Genomic DNA, 18681 nt, shown 5'->3' with positions numbered 1-18681 from the left:
GTATTCCCGGCATCCTCTGGTTTAAAGCCGCCCGCCGCAATAATTTTTCCCCTGATAAAAAGCGCGCAAATCGCGGCTGGCTACCGGCTCCGCATAATAGCCCGCCTCCCTGTCTTCCGGCCCCACGATGCGGGGTTCGATAACATGCAGATAGGCCAGGTCAAACAGGTTCAGCTGCCCGACCAGATAACGGAAAGTGGCTATCGGATCGCTGTCATGCATATCACCGTATATCCCGCTGGGAGAAATGCGCACAGCAACGCGCCCCGGCCCCCAGACATCAGTCAGTACGCTAACGGACTCAAGCAGAAAGCGCGCACGGTTTTCAAGGGAGCCGCCACAACTGTCAGTGCGCTGATTGCTGCCATCCAGCAGAAACTGTTCAGGTAAGTAACCGTTGGCGGCATGGAGCTCAACGCCATCAAATCCTGCAGTTCTGGCCCGAATGGCTGCCTGCCGTAACTCCTCCATGAGCTCATGAATTTCATCCAGTTCCAGAGCGCGAGGAACAGGAAAAAGCTTGCCCTCATAGGATCCCCGTTCATTTTTCACCACGCCATAAGTATCTCTGGCGATGAGCGCTGAAGGCGCGACGGGCTGACGTCCCGCTGACAGTTCAGGCAGGGACTGACGACCCGGGTGCCACAACTGCAGTACAATCTGAGCGCCTCTGGCATGCACGGCTTCAACCAGGCGCTGCCATCCCGCCTGTTGCTCGTCAGTAAAGATTCCCGGTGCATCTTCATAGGCATTCGCATAGGGCGAAACCGCCGTGGCCTCAGCGATAAGGAGCCCTCCGAGACTCGCTCGCTGGCGGTAATATTCTTTCATCAACTTGCCGGGAACACCGCCCGGTTCGGTCCTCATGCGCGTGGTGGGCGCCATAACGACGCGATGGTTCAAATGCAGTTTTCCTGCAGTCACAGGTGAGAATAAAGGGTTCATTAAATCTACCTCACGTTGAGCCAGAGCACATGGGCCCTGGCGCAATATCAAATGAATTCAGTAATGCCAAATAATCTGAGTCAATATCCGACAGGCTTACTGCCGGGCCAGTGTGTGGGCAACCTGCGCGGCACTGATACCTTCCAGCGCCAGGCCATAACCCAGCCCCTCATCTACCAGACGCTTAAGACGCTGAGTCAGTGCAATCCGGGTGTAGTGCGAGGTCAGTGGCGGAAGTGCAGCAATCCCGTCGGCAATTTCGTGAGCGCGGGCCAGAAGCTTATCAGCGGGCACAATTTCGTTTACTACGCCCCAGTCTTTCGCCGTTTCCGCATCAAGCACCTGACGGGTCAGCAAAAAGTGGCGGCCCCGGAGCGATCCAATAACTTCTGGCCACAGAATGTGCACGCCGTCACCGGGGACGATCCCGAATTCGAAATGCGGTTTATCCTGAAAAACGGTTTCCGGGGTGGCCAGAATGGTATCGGTCAGCAGGGCATATTCACTGTGAAGCAGCACCGGGCCGTTTAGCGCGGTAATCATCGGAACTTCGATATCCAGAATGTTGTTCAGCACCTTTCTGCCTTCGCGCAGAATTTTGTCGAAACCTGCCGGGGTGAAGAAATCAAATCCTTCCGGACTGATCGCGTCCATAAAGGCATCACCCGAACCGGTCAGGATCACTGCGCGGTTTTCACGGTCTTCGCCGATGGCATGGAAGAGCTCGACGAACTGCTCGTGGGTATGGCCATTGAAAACCAGTTTTTCACCGGCAGTATGGAATTTAACCTCCAGTACGCCATTGGGTTTACGGGTCAGGCGGGCATTAGGAAAGGCATAACGATAAGTTTCAAACGTAGACATAGTGGCGATCCTTGTTGTTACCAGACCGGAGTGGCTGGACATGAAACAACACTATTCCATTCCAGTTACATTGGGATCACCTGGAAATCAGATAACAACTATTCCTGAATGGAATATCATGTTCTACTCTCCCCCATGATGGTTTCAACAAAACCAGCAAACTGCCGGGCTTTGGCACTCGCTAGTCGTCCGTTTGGGAATACGGCCCACAGGTCGATGGAAGGCAGTTGCCATGACGTCAGCACCTTCTGAACGGTTCCGTTTCTTAATTCCTCGGCAAACATCCAGTCGGAGGCAATACACAACCCCATATGGCTCAGCACGGCAGCTCGCTGTCCTTCAGCGGCGCTGACGCGGATGCGACCGCTCACGGCGGTGGACACAACGGCACCCTGCCGGGTAAATGACCAGAGGCTGGGCTGTGAGTTATAGAGAATTGCCTGATGTTCTGCGAGTTCAGCTGGCGTTTTCGGCTCCCCCCTTTCTGAGAGATATTCCGGCGTGGCAATCACTGAGCGGGGTCCTGTTGCCAGCTTTCTGGCGACGACACCTGAGTCGGGCAGATTTCCCATGCGCAGTGAGATATCAATACCTTCAGCAATCAGGTCGATCACTCTGTCATCCAGGATCACGTCCACATCCAGTTCCGGATGCTCATCAAGGAACGCCGGAAGGCGGGGAATGATATGCAGCCGTGCAAAAGTGGTTGCGGCTGAAATCCGCAGCTTTCCGGACAGGCCTTTTCCTGCTCCCCGGGCGGCCAGTTCAGCCTCTTCGGCTTCCTGCAGGGCGGCACGCGCACGCTCATAATAGCGCTGCCCGGCCTCGGTGGGCGTCAGGCCGTGGGTCGATCGGGTCAGCAAACGGGTCTGTAATCGCGACTCCAGCTGAGCAACAATTTTGGAGACCGCAGGCTGGCCCACGTTTAGCTGTCTGGCAGCTGCAGAGAAGGAGCCTGTATCCACAACACGAATGAAAGTGGCCATTGCCTGAAAGCGATCCATTTTATTCCTCTGAAGAATAGATGTTATCCGTTGAGCATATCTACCATTCCTGTCTCATGCCAGCCATTATCATTTCCAGCTTGCCGGGGCTGGCCCGGCAAAACTCTCAGCAGGAAATGATCATGATTGATATTCATGCTTTCGCCACGCCTAACAGCATCAAGGTGCCTGTCGCGCTCGAAGAACTCGGTTTTGAATATGTTTTACACCCGGTGAACGTCCGTAAAGGGGAACAGAAGTCAGCTGAATTTCTGGCCTTAAACCCCAACGGCAAAGTCCCTGTGCTTGTTGATACTGATGCCTTATCTGAGCCGCTGGTACTGACGGAGTCGGCCGCCATCCTTATCTATCTTGCTGAAAAAACGGGGAAGCTTTTACCGGCTTCAAGCCCGGCCAGGTCACGGGTATTTGAGCAGCTGTTCTTTCATGCTTCAGGACTGGGACCGGCTTTCGGTCAGGCAGGTTTTTTCCAGCGTCAGGCATCCGAACCACAGCCGCTGGCAATTCAGCGTTTCACTACTGAAGCAGACCGCACCCTTAAGGTGCTGGATACCCTTCTGGCTGACCGCCAGTTTGTTGCCGGAAAGGAATACAGCATTGCTGATATTGCGCACTTCGGCTGGCTGTGGCGTCGGGAGTTTGCCGGGGTGAGTTTTGAAAACACACCAAATGTGGCTCGCTGGTTTGATGAAATGATTAACCGGCCCGCCGTACAGCGCGCCACAGAACGCATTAACGCGCTTGTCCCCCGGTAAGTGACTGTTGTAAAGCCGCCCGGAAATTAAGAGATCACCCTAAATAACTTTTCAGAGAAAACATCATTATGCTGCAGGCAAAGCTTGACGCTTTTAAGGCGGATTTTGAAGCAGGTAAGCCCCCCTTTAATATCCCTCAACCGGTGGCGGAAATTATGCGCCGCGCGACGGATGAACTGATTCAGTCCGGCGCCGCTACGCGGTAAGCCTGAACATCCATAGGAACCTCAATTTACGGGCATGAAAAACCCGCCGGAGCGGGTCTGTTTGCGGAGCTCAACATACAAAAGGGATACTGAACTTTAACGTTTAACTGTCGATAATTGGCCTGGACCCAATTATAGGAGCCTCAGGCTATGGATAAGCTCTCCCGGTTATTCGAAAAATCCCGAGATGTTCAGTCGCTTTATGAGCGAACAACTGACACTCAACTCAACTTTATCGCGACAAAATGCAATCGAGATGAAGTGGCGGCTATCCATATCAGGCTGAAGCTATTTCGCTCTGAACTAGCAGCTTGCCCCGAATGGGACGGTGACACTCAAGACCAGATATGGGATGCGATCGAGACACATAAGCGCCTACTTCTGCAGATTGATTTGCTAAAGAAGCCATAAACAGTGCTCATTCACACTGAATAATTAAGGTTAAGTGCCGATACTGAAGGCATGCAACTCAAGGAGAACGCTTAATGGAACAACCAAACCCTCTCGCAGTCCTGTCGTCAATCATCTGGTTTTTAATGTTTATCCCATGCTTCCGCATGGCTCAGAAAGCTGGTTTCGGATGGAAGATGGCCTTATTACTCTCGTGTCCCGGTCTTCACTTTTTCATGCTTTTCGTCTTCGCTTACAAGAAGTGGCCGAACGCTCCTTATAGATAAGCACTGATCATTTGTCAGGATGGGCGGAGCATCAAAGCTAGGTTAGGATTGTTCTTAATCGAATAGTCAGATTCTACCTATAAAGAAAAAACAGCATTAATGCTCTCATAGGTAATGAGAAAAGGTGCATGGATGGATAAAGTCTGTTTTCCCCCACTACTACCACCCGGTTTTCATGACTTGGATGACATTGGATTAAAAGATCTATGTGTAAATGCTTTCCCTACTTCAGTTAGGAGGAGTACGCTACACTGTAATTTTGTACAGCTAATAGGACTGAATCGCCACGGATAATCTAGACACTTTCGAGCCGTTGATAATATTTGTTTTCGTATTCAGTTGGTGGCATCTGATCGCTCGAGCCATGCCGACGCTTACTGTTATAAAACATTTCGATGTAATCAAAAATATCACTGCGGGCTTCTTCCCGTGTTCCGTAGATCTTTTTCTTAATCCGTTCGCGTTTCAGTAGCTGGAAAAAGCTTTCCGCAACCGCGTTGTCGTGACAGTTACCGCGACGACTCATGCTGCCTTCCAGACCGTGTGATTTCAGGAACGATTGCCACTCATGGCTCGTGTATTGACTGCCCTGATCAGAATGAACCAGTACCTGTTTTTGAGGATTACGCCTCCACACCGCCATTAATAATGCGTTCAGGACAATCTCTTTTGTCATGCGGGGTTGCATTGACCAGCCGACAACTTTCCGGGAGAACAGGTCAACCACCACGGCCAGATACAGCCAGCCTTCGTGAGTTCGGATGTAGGTTATGTCCGTCACCCAACGCTCATCTGGTGAGTCCGGATTGAACTGCCGCTGGAGCCTGTTCGGTACCACGATGCTGGCTTCGCCTTTACGTGCCCGTGGGCTACGGTACCCAACCTGAGCTTTTATACCGGCACGCTTCATCAGCCGCCAGACCCGGTTCACTCCGCACTGCTGCCCGCTATCCCGCAGGTCCAGATGGATCTTGCGATAACCATAGACGCAGCCAGACGCAAGCCAGAACTGTTTGATCTGCCCGGTCAGCATCTGGTCTGCCTGGTGACGCTGTGAATGTGGCTGCTGAAGCCAGACATAAAATCCACTCGGATGGACGTCCAGAACCCGACAGAGCAAACGAACAGGCCAGCAACGGCGGTTGTCGCGGATAAAGGCGTACCTCAGTCGGACAGTTTTGCGAAGTACGCCGCGGCTTTTTTTAGTATGTCTCTCTCGTCGGTAACCCGCTTCAGCTCTTTCTGGAGTCGGCGGATCTCGGCCTGAGCATCTGACTGTTCTTTATTAGTGGATGAGTCCGGGCCGTACTTCTTTATCCAGGCGTAAAGACTGTGGGTGGTGATATCGAGACGTGTTGCAACGCTGGAAACAGAATGACCGCGATCAACAACCTGTTTGACTGCTTCGATTTTAAACTCTTCGGGATAACGCTTACCGCTCATGGGCACCTCTCTTTAAGCCATCTTAAATGACTCCGAGGTGTCTGTTAAAGCCGTGGCGATTCAATTCTGCGCTATGAGGCGCGTTTAAATAACCAAACCGCCGCTTGGGAAAAAACATTTACTCTTGAATATTCTTACAATTACAATGCGGGCTGTCATTTCAATTCCTGAAGGCTTGAGGGAGTTTTTTATAATGCCGTTGAAAAGCCCTTCTCATTCTGGCTGAGTTACCGAACCCGCAGCATCTGGAAACTTTTTCTACGGAAAGCCCTGATGTTTCCAGAAGAGACTTTGCTGAATCCAGACGAATTTTTTCAACCGCTTTGGCAATGGTTTCACCTGTTTCTTTAGTAAAAAGCCTGGTGAGTTGCCTTGAGCTAAGGCAAGCAACCTCAGCTAAACTTTCAACTCGCAAGTCATGATCTAAATGCGTATGAATATAATTCAAAACAGCTTTAATTTTTGATGACTGAGGTTCTAAAAATAAAACAGGTGAAAATTGCGATTGTCCCCCTGTGCGGCGCTGCGCGACAACAAGTTCCTGAGCAACTTTTAATGAGACTGCAGTGCCAAGATTATCCTCAATTATCGCAAGCGCGAGATCGATACCGCTGGATATTCCTGCTGATGTCCAAACGCCACCATCTTTCACGAACAGAGCATCAGTGGATAGTACTACATCAGGGTATAAATCACTAAAAATATGCCTATATTTCCAGTGAGTAGTAGCGGTTTTCCCATCCAGAAGACCCAACTCAGCGAGGACAAAAGCTCCTGTGCAGATACTGCCAAAACTTTTACTGGATAGGCAGGCTTTCTTCAGCGCTCTACCTTCCTGGCTATCTCTTGAGATATTCCGGCCTCCCTGACCTCCTACAACCAACAGTAAATCGAAGGATTGCTCCGGGTAGAGTTTTTGAGATTCAATTGAGAATCCAGCTGTACACGTAACAGCACCACCCCTCATGGATAAAACATGTTGTTTATAAACAATATGATGCCCCGTGAAGCTCACGAACTGAAAAGCAGCCAATGGCCCACTAAGATCTAAAAGTTGAAAATCATCAAAGATGTAAAAACCTATGTTCATAATGTCCTTTTTTGAATGATTAATGTCATTTTGGCCACCACTATAGATGGTAGGCTCATTTCAGGCCATTACAATCTTAGGGATTCATCATGTCTAATTTCTTCAAAGTATTGATTCCAATCTATAACGGCGTAACGCAGCTTGATTTCACTGGTCCTTACCAGTTCTTTTCCCGTACACCTCAGTTCGAAACAATTCTCGCATCAGTAGACGGTGAAAATGTTTATGCTGACGGCATGCATTTCACAGGGCTCAGGGATCTCATGTATGAGAAAGAATGTGACATACTGTGTGTTCCAGGTGGAAGTGGATGTACGGATGCTATTGAGAACGATAGATATATGGAATCAATAGTAAAACTGGCTCATACAGCATCTTATATAACCTCTGTTTGTTCTGGTTCATTAATACTCGGCGCTGCCGGTTTACTCTCAGGAAAGAGAGCAGCCTGCCATTGGGCATGGCGTGATCAGCTCAGCTTGTTTGGCGCGATACCGGACGAAGGCCGAGTGGTAAAAGATGGAGATGTCATAACGGGTGGAGGCGTTACCGCAGGTATTGATTTTGCTCTGGTATTGATTGGAGAGCTTTGCGGTGAAGATGCAGCCATGCAAGTTCAGCTGGGGCTGGAATATGCACCACATCCCCCCTATGAAGCTGGACGTCCTGAGACAGCCCCAGCCTGGATTGCTGCCAAACTAAAAGAAGCATCAGCCACAAGAGTAAGCGAGCGTTTGCATATTTTAGAAAATGCTGCCAGAAAAATTAGCAAAACAATGCATTCCTGACTCTTTAATTAGTGGATATGAAGATCTTTTATGAATCGTAGAGAATTTATTTCATCATGTTGTTGTGTGCTGTGTGCATCTGCGCCAATGTTCAAAGCAATGGGTAAGACTACCCAAGCCATACCTCTTTCCAGATTCAACGGCGAATTGCCAGCAACATTGGCAGGGGTTACTATACCCCATACACGCTTCACTGATGGGGCTACTGAGCTTGTTGCTTCATGCTCATCAGCTCCCCTTTTCAATCATGTTGTAAGAACATATTTATTCGCAGCTTCTATTGGAAAAAAACTTGGTAAAGCTTTTGATGAAGAAATGCTTTATTTAGGTTGTATAATGCACGACCTGGGGCTTACCGAAAAGTTCATCAAAGATGCCAGATTCGAACTGGATGGAGCTGATGCGGCACGGCAGTACTTAGTCGATAACAAATTCCCTGAGGAAAAAGCAGAAGTTATCTGGGATGCAATCGCTTTACATGCAACAATGGAATTGCCGGAACGAAAAAGGCCAGAGATTGCGCTTGTCCATTTAGGTGCTTTTATGGATGGGGGATGAATGCAAATATTTTCCCCTTGTCATTCTTTGAAGAAGTATTTGAGGAATTTCCGCAAAATGGAAACAAAACGCACTTTATCGAACTCGTTGCTAATGTTTTGAGAAAAAAACCTCATACTGCCTATCTTTCCTTTGAAAAAGATATTGGAGTAAAAATGGTAGAAGGCTTCCCAACAGTTAACTATTGCGATATTAAACCAAACTATCCTTTTAATAGATAACAAACCTTTTATTGCCTGTTATAACACAGCGTTTACGCAAGGAGCAGCGGTCGTGTCGAAAGAGCGTCATTCACCTACGCCGGAATGAACCGATAACGCAGATTACGCTTAATTCTGGATTTTAACAAAACCTGCCCGGCCACAAAGAGCCGGGCTCTAAAGATACAGCCCGGCTCTCCATGTCTCCCGGCCCTGAGCTGAGCATAGTGGCGCCGTTCTGTATCTGCCATGCTGACCTTAATAAAAAATCTCCCGGCGAGTCAGTCAGATGGCTTCGCTTCTGCACCAACCGTTTCAATCCCTCTTGCCAGATAATTCCGCCCCAACAATACTGTATGCATGAACAGTAAAATAACAGGAGGAATTTTATGCGCGATTTACTCAGCTCTTTCGCAGTCACACTGCAGCATGGCAAGGGCATCAGATCATGAACCCAGTAGCTGTACCGCCGGCCTGACGCTCCTCTGGCCACCCATTTTTACGCCCCGGGTCCGGGTGCCGCTTTATGCCGATCCGTGCGCCGCCGGCTTTCCCGCCCCTGCGCAGGATTACGTCGAGAAAGAACTTGATCTGAACGAACTGTGCATCCGCCGGCGTGCATCAACCTTCTTCGTGCGCGCCAGCGGCAACAGCATGCGGGACCTGGGCCTCTGCGACGGCGACGTCATGGTGGTTGACCGGATATTTACCTGATGATAGGCGTGAGTGACCGGCAGGTCGATCTCGTACAGGAGGGAGTCGACTGCGTGATCAGAACAGGTGAGCTACTAAACTCCACGCTTGTTGCCCGTCCACTGGGGAAGTTCCGCTGGATAACCTGCGCCTCTCCGGACTATCTCAGGGAGTACGGGATCCCCCGTTCTCCTGGAGATTTATCAAATCATCGGGCTATACACTACTTTTCCGGGCAGGCCCGGCGTACCAGCGAGTTACGTTTTGTCCAGGGGACGGAAGCGCTTTCTGTATCGGTCAGCGGTCAGGCAGCCGTTAACGAGACGGGACTCTATATAAAAATGTGTCTGGAAGGTTTCTGGCTTGCCCAGCTTGCTGAGAGCGTTGTATCAGAGCACCTTCAGAAGGGAGCGCTGGTTGAAGTGCTGGCCGACTGGCAGCCGTCATCAGTCCCGGTCAACTTACTTTACCCACATCAGAAATTCCTTTCCCCTGCCGTAAGCGCATTTGCAGACTGGATAAATGAAATTATGTGACACCTCAGTAGACAATGTATCGACTCTCAAATGCTTTTGAAATTTAAATAGATTATCCATTGCACTTACGCCAAAGTATGTCGCAGCGCATAATGACCACCCCGGAAGAGCTACGCCCCGCGCTGAGCAGTATTCCATTGACGAAATGTCCCTGGACCTGACCGGCATTGATGGCAGCGAGGACGGTGAGCATTTCTGCCGGCGCCTGCACTGGCCAGACTGACACCCAAAAGTTTCCAAAATCAGCAGATGAATCTGTAAAGCTCCCCTACCCTCCCCTGAACCCTTCAGGTATTTCATAATCCATCCCAGATACCAGCATGCAGTCTCGTCTTTCTCTGGAGCGCTTAGAGGAAAGGTGTTTGCGCCCCTTTTCAATATAGCGTGCCAGTTTCAATTCCCACTGACTCTGGTAGTACGCCACGCTTTCTGCTTTCCAGTAATTCACGAAATCAGCCAGCTGCAGCCTGTCAGGTGCAGCTGAAATCTTAATATCTATACGATTGGCGGTGTCACTAAACGTTGCTGAAGGCTGCCACCCGTCAAACATAACAAATTTATTTTCAGGTAATTCTGGGGTAGTAGCAGAGCGGAGACCCGGTCCGGTACGCCCGGAAAATCTGACGCAGGCATTTACGCGCGCGAACCCGCTGCGGTCTGGATGAGGCGGACAACCCGCCCACTTTCCATGAGATCCGCAGTTTATCGGGAAGGTTATATGAAGCGCATTAGGATGAGGTGTTTACACAGCGGTTAATCTCTCCATGACACCGAAGTATCCTGACCCCCGTGGCGATGAGTACGTACTGGTATGAGGCATAGGCAATTACGGACAAATTCCGCAAATTTACGCACAGCTGAAAATCTGACCTTGCAAATCATGCCGTTGTGGATATGCTATATACATAGCATATTTGTTAAAAAACGCACATTTAATCTAGTAAATTCAAAGAGATATGCGCTAACCACCAGCTTATGAATGGTAGCAATACTAATCAAAGCATCTCTTTATAATCAGACAGTTAGAATTTTTTCGGCCTCTATTCGGACAGATTTCGGCCAGCCTATACCAGCCAGAATAAAGTTTACCTGGACTGAGAAGATAAAAGTATGGCGCGACTGGCAGTGGTCAATGTCAGGTTGTGATGAAGCGTTCTGGATACCATGCAAACGTATCTCAGTGTCCGACAGATTGCCGATTGTGTAATGCAGCGATAGCGTTTATTCAGGGTAAAATCTTAAGAAAAATGTCTGAGTGAGGTAACTGTCAGGCATCAGTTTCATGTGAAAGGCGCTTAAGGTAGGGGCTCTCACTAACATATTCGCCGATAATGCTTTTGCGACCGTCTCATCCCCCAGCCGTAAAAACCGTGTCCCTTCCTTCGGCACGTTAAGCATCACTGCACTGCACTATCACTTAACGCCAACTCCTCCCCATGCGCTGCGACTCGATCAGCCCGGTAATAGCGCACCACATCGCCCACAATCAGTAACGACGGCGACACCGGTTTTTGCTGCTCAACAGTTTCAGGCAACCCGGCCAGCGTGGTGATCAGCACCCGCTGGTTCTGACGCGTACCGTTCTCAATGATCGCCACCGGCGTTGCCTCACTGCGGCCATATTCCCGTAACCGGGCGCTAATCACGCTGCTCCAGCTTAACCCCATGTAAAACACCAGCGTCTGATTGGTTGCGGTCAGCGCCGCCGCATCCAACTGCGGCTCGCCGCTGCGCCCGTGTCCGGTGATAAAGCGCAATGACTGGGCACAGTCACGGTGCGTCAGTGGAATGCCGCTGGCAGCCGCACAGCCCACGGCGGCGGTAATGCCGGGCACCACTTCGCAGACAATATTCGCCTGTTGCAGACTGACCATCTCTTCACCGCCACGGCCAAAGATAAAGGGATCGCCGCCTTTTAAACGTACGACATTGCGCCCGCTGGCAGCCAGGTCCACCAGCAGTTGATTAATCTGTGCCTGCTTCAGGCCGTGATGGCCCGGCTGTTTACCTACGTCGATACAGAGTGCGCTGCTGGCGACTTCCGCCATCACCGCTTCGCTGACCAGGCGATCATAGACCACGACATCCGCACGTTGCAGCAGGCGCAGCGCCTTGACTGTCAGTAGTTCCACATCCCCCGGTCCGGCCCCTACCAGCCAGACTTTGCCAGGGCTGGACGCGTTGTCCGGCGCCAGCAGTTTATCTAAAGGATTGATCGCAATCATCATTCTTCCTCCGGTACAGCAACGGAAAGCAAAAGGTGTTTTAGCTCCGGCAGGCAGGAGCCGCAGTTGGTACCACAGTTGAGTGCGTTACCCAGTGCCTGAGTGCTGTGACAGCCCTGTTTAATCGCCTGTAAGATGGTGTTTTCCCCAACGCCAAAGCAGCTACAGATCGTCCGGCCAGCCACGGCACGTTGTGCCGATTGTCCCGCCAGCAGAGCATGCCGGTCCGCCGCATTCACAGGTGCCTGGCGAAAAGCCTGCGCAACCCAGTCATGATTGATCTCGGGTAAAGACGCGCCTGCATAAAAGACCAGGTGCAGCTCACCGTTACGCCAGGCCAGCAGGCGGTAATGCGGTTCCGCCGCATGAGCGGTTTGCAGTTGCAGCCCGGCCAGCGGGATCGTTGCCATGAGCCACTGTTCTGGTGAACCGTCTCCAGCCACGCTAAAGCGTTGCACGCCCTCATAGGGTGTTCGCGCCCAGTAGCGCAGCGCATCAGGCGGGCTTGCGTCGCGCTGCCAGAGCCAGCCCTGCCAGCTGGCGTTGAGCGGGTGGATACGCACAGCGGTTTGTTTAAATGCAGGCTGTGCCGAGACTGGACAGCGGGTTGAAGCCACCAGTCCGCCAACCGTGCCCTGCAGGCTGAACTGTCGGTTCCAGTGCATAGGGACAAAGATCTCACCGCGCCGCAGACCGCTGTCCAGCGTCACACGCACCGTCACCCAGCCCGCGTCGGACTGCACCCGTGCCAGTGCGCCCGCGCACAGGCCATAGCGTTGTGCGTCCTGCGGATGCAGGGCTGCAAATGGCTCATCACAATGCTGCATGAGCCGGGGAACCAGGCCGGTACGCGTCATGGTGTGCCACTGATCGCGGATCCGTCCGCTGTTCATTAATAACGGGTAAGCCGTTTCGCACACCACTGGCTGCGGCGTGGCCGGTGGCAACAGGCGGGCTTTACCATCAGGATGGTAAAAGTGCCGGTCGCTAAACAGCCGGGCGCAGCCCTCGGGATAACGAGCGTTGATTGGCCACTGTACCGGCTTCATCGCATCCCACTGTGCGTCGCTCATACCGGCCAGACCGCTGATATCAAAGGCGCGCTGGCCGTTGTTCTCAAACCCCGACAACGCCGCATGCTCGCGGAAGATGGCTGCCGGATGCGTCCAGGTAAAGCCTTCATGAAAGCCCAGACGCTGGGCGACCTGCGCGAGTAACCACCAGTCCGGTTTAGCTTCTCCGGCCGGAGGCATAAACGCGCGCTGACGGGAAATCCGGCGTTCAGAATTGGTCACGGTGCCGTTCTTTTCCCCCCAGCCCTGCGCGGGTAGCAAAATATGCGCAAAGGCGGTGGTATCCGTTTGCGCCAGCACGTCTGACACAATTACCAGCGGACAGGCAGCCAGCGCCCGGGCAATGCGATTGCCTTCTGGCATCGAAACCGCCGGATTGGTGCCCATAATCCACACAGCTTTGATTGCTCCACGGTCAATGGCGTCAAACAGATCAACCGCCGTCAGGCCGGGCTCACGCGCCATACGCGGACTGCGCCAGAAACGCTGTAAACGGTCGCAATCTTCTGCGGTGAAACTCATATGCGCCGCCAGTTGGTTGGCCAGCCCCCCTACTTCCCGCCCGCCCATCGCATTCGGCTGTCCGGTCAGCGAAAACGGGCCGCAGCCGGGTCGGCCAATCTTGCCGCTCAGCAGGTGCGCATTGAGAATAGCATTGTTGTTGTCACTGCCGCTTTGTGACTGGTTAATGCCCATGCACCATAAGGTCAGTACGCGCTCATGCCGGGTAAACAACCCGTAGAACGCGGCGATCACTTCATGGCTGATATCACAATGGGCTGCCACCGCCGCACCATCCCACTGCCGCGCGGCCCGTAAGGTTGTGTCTACACCGTCCAGATGCGGCAGCATCGTGACGTCAATGCCGTCATGCTGTTCCAGCCAGTGCAGCAGGCCCGAGAACAGGGCCGGATCGCTGCCCGGCCGGAGCGGTAAATGCAGATCGGCGAATTCACAACTGGCCGTGCGGCGCGGATCGATAACCACAACCTGCATCTCAGGGCGCTGCACTTTTGCCTGTTTCAGGCGCTGAAACAGCACCGGATGGGCCCAGGCGGCGTTCGAGCCGACAAGAATGACTACCTCGGCCTCATCCAGATCCTCGTAACAGCACGGTACGGCATCCGCCCCAAATGCCCGTTTATAGCCTGTCACCGCGGAGGCCATACACAGGCGTGAATTGGTATCGATGTTGGCGACGCCGAGAAAGCCTTTCATCAGCTTGTTCGCCACATAGTAATCTTCCGTGAGCAACTGGCCGGAACCGTAGAAAGCCACCGCCTCCGGGCCATGCGCATCGATAATCCTGCGCAAACCATCAGCCGCGGCATCCAGTGCCGTCTCCATGCTGACCCGCTGGTGATGAAGCTGAGGATGCAGCAACCGTCCGGCCTGTGTCAGGGTTTCGCCCAGTGCCGCGCCCTTTACGCATAGCCGCCCGGCATTCGCCGGATGACGGGTATCGCCACTGACCTGAGGCGACGCGCTCTGCGGCTGCGTGACCTCGACGCCGCAGCCCACCCCGCAATAAGCGCAGGTAGTTTTCATGATGCCTGCGCCATCAGGTTAAGCGGACGGTTTGCGACCCAGACCTGGCCGTCCTCCAGTTTAACCGGCCAGCAACGCAGCTGATGCTGGGGATTATCAAGGCTCTGTCCGTCACGCAGGCGTACACGCTGTTTGTAAAGCGGCGAGATCACCACCGGCTCCCCCGCAACATCACCAAGGATACCGCGTGACAGTACGCTGGCTTCGCTGCCCGGCTCACGATCCTCCAGCGCATAACAGTCATCACCCATGCGGAATAAGGCAATACGGACGCTGCCAAGACGGGCTCCGATGCCGGCCTCTGGCGGAATGGCCTCCAGTGGGCAGATTTCGCTCCAGGGTTCGGCGGGCAGATGCATCAGGGGAATACCACTAGCCTTGTGTGGCTGGCGCTGTCCGCGCACGCGTGCATAGTGCAGCGTTTCATCCGGCTGATCGCTGTTCACTGTGGCGGTAAACAGCGCACGTCGCGAGGGATCGGCCAGCGTGGTCTGCCATTCGCATTGCCAGGTGTCCGCCACCTGTTGCATTTCCTGTTCCAGCGTGGCGGCGATCCCCAGGCTGTCATGAATCACCACCTCACGCAGGTAGTCCAGCCCGCCCTCCATGTTATCCATCCAGACGCTGGTACGCTGCAGGCGATCCGCCGTGCGCACGTAGAACATCAGAATCCGGTCGACGTACTGGATTAGCGTGTCATCGTCCAGATCGCTGGCAAACAGTTCCGCATGGCGCGGCTTCATGCCGCCATTGCCGCAGACGTACAGGTTCCAGCCGTTTTCCGTGGCGATGACCCCGATATCTTTACTTTGTGCTTCCGCACATTCGCGGGTGCAGCCGGACACCGCCATCTTGATCTTATGCGGTGCGCGCAGACCCTTATACCGGTTCTCCAGCGCGATGGCGAAGGCGGTAGAATCCTGCACGCCATAACGGCACCAGGTCGAGCCGACGCAGGATTTCACCGTACGCAGGGATTTTCCGTAGGCATGACCGGTTTCAAAACCGGCTTCCAGCAGGGTTTCCCAGATAGCAGGCAGCTGGTCCAGCCGCGCACCAAACAGATCGATACGCTGGCCGCCGGTAATTTTGGTATAGAGATCGTAACGCACGGCCACTTCGCCGATGGCAATCAGGCCCTGTGGCGTGATCTCGCCCCCCGGCACGCGCGGTACGACCGAATAGGTGCCATCTTTCTGGATATTGGCAAAGTAACGGTCATTCGTGTCCTGTAACGGTAAATGTGCCGTTTTCAGCAGGTAATCGTTCCAGCACGAGGCCAGTAGCGACCCCACCAGCGGTTTGCATACCTCGCAACCACAACCCCGTCCGTGGCTGGCCAGCAGATCGTCAAAGGTTTTGATGCCATTAATACGGATCAGGTGATACAGCTCCTGACGGGAATAGGCGAAGTGCTCACAGATGTCTTTTTTAACAGCGACGCCCAGGTTTTCCAGCTGAAGCTCCATCACCTGTTTTACCAGCGCGGCGCAGCCGCCACAGCCTGTTGCGGCTTTAGTGCAGCTTTTTATACTGGCCATATCGCCACAGCCACTCTGCACCGCATGGCAGATATCGCCTTTACTGACGTTATGGCAGGAACACACCTGGGCACTGTCCGGCAGCGCAGCGACGCCCAACCCTTTGGCCGGCGCGCCATTCAACGCAGGCAAAATCAGCGCTTCCGCTGCCGTCGGCAGCGGCATGGCGTTTAACATCATTTGCAGGAGCGTGGCATAGTCGCTGCTGTCTCCCACCAGCACGCCGCCCAGCAGTCGTGCATTGTCGGCGCTAACCACGATCTTCTTGTAAATGCCTTTTGGCCCGTTGGCCCAGTGGTAGCTCAGGCTGCCCGGCGTTTTGCCGTGCGCATCGCCAAAGGAGGCGACTTCTACGCCCAGCAGCTTCAGTTTAGTGCTCATGTCGGCACCGGTGAACTGCGCCGGTTCGGCCGCCAGATGCCCGGCCAGCACACGCGCCATCTGGTAGCCAGGCGCTACCAGGCCAAAAATCTGCCCGTTCCACAACGCGCATTCGCCGATAGCATAAATGTCGCTGTCACTCGTCTGGCATTGATCATTGATGGTAATGCCGCCGCGCGGCCCCACGCTGATGTCGGCGCTCCGGGCCAGCTCATCACGCGGGCGGATACCGGCAGAGAACAGCACCAGATCGGTGGTCAGCTCGCCGCCATCGGCAAAGTGCAGCACCAGACTGCCGTCAGGCTGGGTGGCAATCTGTTCGGTCTGCTTCGAGGTATGCACCGTCACGCCCAGCGAGTCGATCTTTTGCCGCAGCATCAGCGCCCCGCCGTCGTCCAGCTGCACGGCCATCAGGCGCGGCGCAAACTCAACCACGTACGTCTCCAGCCCCAGCTGCTTCAGCGCATTGGCGGCTTCCAGCCCCAGCAGCCCGCCGCCGATCACCACGCCGCGCTGACTCTGGCGGGCACAAGCTGCGATGGCATCCAGATCGTCCAGCGTGCGGTAGACAAAGCAGCGCCCGGCGTCATGGCCGGGTACCGGTGGTACAAAGGCGCGGGAGCCGGTGGCCAACACCAGCTTATCCCAGGCCAGCTCACGTCCCGCGCTGTCACGCAGGCTGCGCTGCTGGCGATCGATCGCCTCTACCCGGCAATCGCTGCGCAGTTCAATTGCGTTCCGGGCAAAAAAATCCTCGCTCACCAGCGACAACTCTGTTGCCGTTTTACCGGTGAAATACTCAGAAAGGTGAACCCGATCGTAAGCCTGATAGCGCTCTTCGCCGTAGACCACAATGTGATAATGCTGATGCAGGTTACGGGCGACCAGCTGCTCCAGAAAATGGTGGCTGACCATGCCGTGACCCACCACGGCTAATACAGGTTTCGTTTGGCTCATCACAGGGTTTCCTGCAGCCAGCGGCTGCGTTTCAGGTTCATCAAGGCCGAACAGCGTATTCACAGAAACCGGTCCGGCATTATGGAGTTGGTTCAGCAGCGCGCCACTTTGCTGGCAGTCGCCATACAGCAGCACGCCGTTCAGTCGGCCGTCTTTGAGGAACAGGCGGCGATAGTGCCCGGCGATCGGGTCAAAACTGGTGACAGACGGGGCTTCGCGAACGTCACCAGCGCTAAACAGGGAAATGCCGCTGACTTTGAGACGGGTGCCCGTGGCCGCACTGTAGAAATCTCCCTGAGGCCGATCGGCCAGTTGCGCCGCCAGAATCTTTGCCTGGGCCAGACAGGGCGCGACCAGACCGAAGGTCTCGCCGCTGATTTCACAACATTCGCCTACGGCATAAATTCCGGCGTGCGCAGTGCGCAACTGGCGATCCACCAGAATGCCGCGCTGACAGGGAATACCGGCGGCCTGCGCCAGGGCGATCGCCGGCTGGACACCAATGGCCATCACCACCTGCTGCGCCGCCAGCACACGGCCATCGTGGAGGATCACGCTATCCGTGCGGATCGCCGCAAGGCTGGCATTCAGTTCACAGCGAATGCCGCGCGCCCGGAGCTGAGCCAGCAGTAATTCCCCTGCCCTGATATCCAGCTGTCTGTCCAGCAAACGTGACTGACGATGAATCAGCGTGACCTGACGTCCCTGCGCCTGAAGTCCGGCGGCGGCTTCAATACCCAGATAGCCCCCACCGACCACCACTACCGGACCGTGCCCGGCCAGCAAAGTGTTCACATCCTGCAGCGTGCGAAACGTGCTGACATGCGGCAGGTCGCTGCCTGGAACAGACGGCCTGCAGGGCTGCGATCCGGTCGCCAGTACCAGGCGGTCCCAGTGCAGCAGGCGCTGGTCGGTGCGTAAGGTCCGCTCAGCAATATTCACCTGTTCCACCGTCTCTCCCACCCGCAATGTTATGCCGTGACGGTGATACCAGTCAGGGTCGTGGATCAGCGTTTGCTCAACGGTGGTTTCTCCGGCCAGCAGCGGCGACAACAGCACACGGTTATAGTTGCCGTGCGGCTCACGGCCAATCACAGTGATGTCGTAACGCATCGGCGCCAGCTGCAACAGAGTTTCTACCATGTGCATGCCCGCCATCCCGTTACCCGCAACCAGCAGCCGTTGTCTCATGGTGTC

Annotated in this window: 14 protein-coding genes and 2 pseudogenes; 7 read left to right on the top strand and 9 right to left on the bottom strand. The window is 54.1% G+C overall.

Features of this window, described 5'->3' with window-relative positions:
• Positions 1–21: 21 nt before the first annotated feature.
• The 3 genes from H7K56_RS09495 to H7K56_RS09485 form a co-directional block, all read right to left on the bottom strand.
• Positions 22–945, bottom strand: a complete 924-nt coding sequence (locus H7K56_RS09495) for an alkene reductase (RefSeq protein ID WP_199189137.1) — start codon at positions 943–945, stop codon at positions 22–24.
• Between the two features lie 96 nt (positions 946–1041).
• Complete coding sequence (locus H7K56_RS09490; protein ID WP_233209793.1) at positions 1042–1851, bottom strand: enoyl-CoA hydratase/isomerase family protein; 810 nt, start codon at positions 1849–1851, stop codon at positions 1042–1044.
• Positions 1852–1925: 74 nt separating this feature from the next.
• Positions 1926–2813 carry a LysR family transcriptional regulator gene (locus H7K56_RS09485; RefSeq protein WP_104187149.1) on the bottom strand — a complete coding sequence of 296 codons (888 nt, stop codon included), beginning with the start codon at positions 2811–2813 and terminating at the stop codon, positions 1926–1928.
• 122 nt (positions 2814–2935) lie between these two features.
• Here H7K56_RS09485 and H7K56_RS09480 point away from each other — a divergent pair, with 122 nt between their 5' ends.
• Together H7K56_RS09480 and H7K56_RS09475 are read left to right on the top strand one after the other, a co-directional pair.
• The gene (locus tag H7K56_RS09480) at positions 2936–3568 is read left to right on the top strand and encodes a glutathione S-transferase family protein (protein ID WP_104187752.1); all 633 of its coding nucleotides are present in this window, start codon (positions 2936–2938) and stop codon (positions 3566–3568) included.
• 356 nt (positions 3569–3924) lie between these two features.
• A complete protein-coding gene (locus tag H7K56_RS09475) occupies positions 3925–4185 on the top strand; it encodes a hypothetical protein (RefSeq protein ID WP_058775123.1) in 261 nt (86 codons plus the stop codon).
• Between the two features lie 561 nt (positions 4186–4746).
• Here the strand turns inward: H7K56_RS09475 and H7K56_RS09470 are convergent.
• Positions 4747–5894, bottom strand: a protein-coding gene (locus tag H7K56_RS09470) for an IS3 family transposase (protein ID WP_117111563.1) whose coding sequence is annotated in 2 segments (ribosomal slippage) — positions 4747–5657 and positions 5657–5894 — 1149 coding nt in all. Because the reading frame shifts where the segments join, the coding sequence is not laid out codon by codon here.
• A 160-nt stretch (positions 5895–6054) separates the two neighbouring features.
• Entirely contained in the window at positions 6055–6984 is a 930-nt protein-coding gene (locus H7K56_RS09465) for a GlxA family transcriptional regulator (RefSeq protein ID WP_104187750.1), read from the bottom strand.
• 89 nt (positions 6985–7073) lie between these two features.
• On the opposite strand from H7K56_RS09465, the gene H7K56_RS09460 reads away from it, so the two are divergent.
• The 5 genes and pseudogenes from H7K56_RS09460 to H7K56_RS09440 all read left to right on the top strand — a co-directional run.
• On the top strand, positions 7074–7772 hold the full coding sequence (locus H7K56_RS09460) for a DJ-1/PfpI family protein (protein WP_072208567.1): 699 nt from the start codon (positions 7074–7076) through the stop codon (positions 7770–7772).
• Between the two features lie 30 nt (positions 7773–7802).
• A complete protein-coding gene (locus tag H7K56_RS09455) occupies positions 7803–8330 on the top strand; it encodes an HD domain-containing protein (RefSeq protein WP_150360178.1) in 528 nt (175 codons plus the stop codon).
• The gene (locus tag H7K56_RS09450) at positions 8327–8551 is read left to right on the top strand and encodes a hypothetical protein (protein WP_150360177.1); all 225 of its coding nucleotides are present in this window, start codon (positions 8327–8329) and stop codon (positions 8549–8551) included. Before H7K56_RS09455 ends, H7K56_RS09450 begins: the two co-directional genes overlap by 4 nt.
• Positions 8552–8959: 408 nt before the next feature.
• Positions 8960–9232: pseudogene (locus H7K56_RS09445) on the top strand (S24 family peptidase); the annotation flags it as partial.
• Positions 9229–9759 (top strand): annotated as a pseudogene (locus H7K56_RS09440) (LysR substrate-binding domain-containing protein); the annotation flags it as partial. The pseudogenes H7K56_RS09445 and H7K56_RS09440, both read left to right, overlap by 4 nt.
• A 268-nt stretch (positions 9760–10027) precedes the next feature.
• On the opposite strand, the gene H7K56_RS23520 reads toward H7K56_RS09440, so the two are convergent.
• The 4 genes from H7K56_RS23520 to nirB form a co-directional block, all read right to left on the bottom strand.
• Positions 10028–10309, bottom strand: a complete 282-nt coding sequence (locus tag H7K56_RS23520) for a DnaT-like ssDNA-binding domain-containing protein (protein ID WP_058775716.1) — start codon at positions 10307–10309, stop codon at positions 10028–10030.
• Positions 10310–11156: 847 nt separating this feature from the next.
• Entirely contained in the window at positions 11157–11987 is an 831-nt protein-coding gene (gene cobA, locus H7K56_RS09430) for a uroporphyrinogen-III C-methyltransferase (protein WP_104187748.1), read from the bottom strand.
• Positions 11984–14605, bottom strand: coding sequence for a nitrate reductase (locus H7K56_RS09425; RefSeq protein ID WP_021508709.1), 2622 nt, complete (start codon positions 14603–14605; stop codon positions 11984–11986). The genes cobA and H7K56_RS09425 overlap by 4 nt, the downstream gene beginning before the upstream one ends.
• A complete protein-coding gene (gene nirB / locus H7K56_RS09420; protein ID WP_150360176.1) occupies positions 14602–18675 on the bottom strand; it encodes a nitrite reductase large subunit NirB in 4074 nt (1357 codons plus the stop codon). The genes H7K56_RS09425 and nirB overlap by 4 nt, the downstream gene beginning before the upstream one ends.
• Positions 18676–18681: the final 6 nt, after the last annotated feature.

The organism is Pantoea dispersa (genome assembly GCF_014155765.1).
Taxonomy (GTDB): domain Bacteria; phylum Pseudomonadota; class Gammaproteobacteria; order Enterobacterales; family Enterobacteriaceae; genus Pantoea; species Pantoea dispersa.
This window is presented reverse-complemented; position numbering and strand designations above follow the sequence as displayed.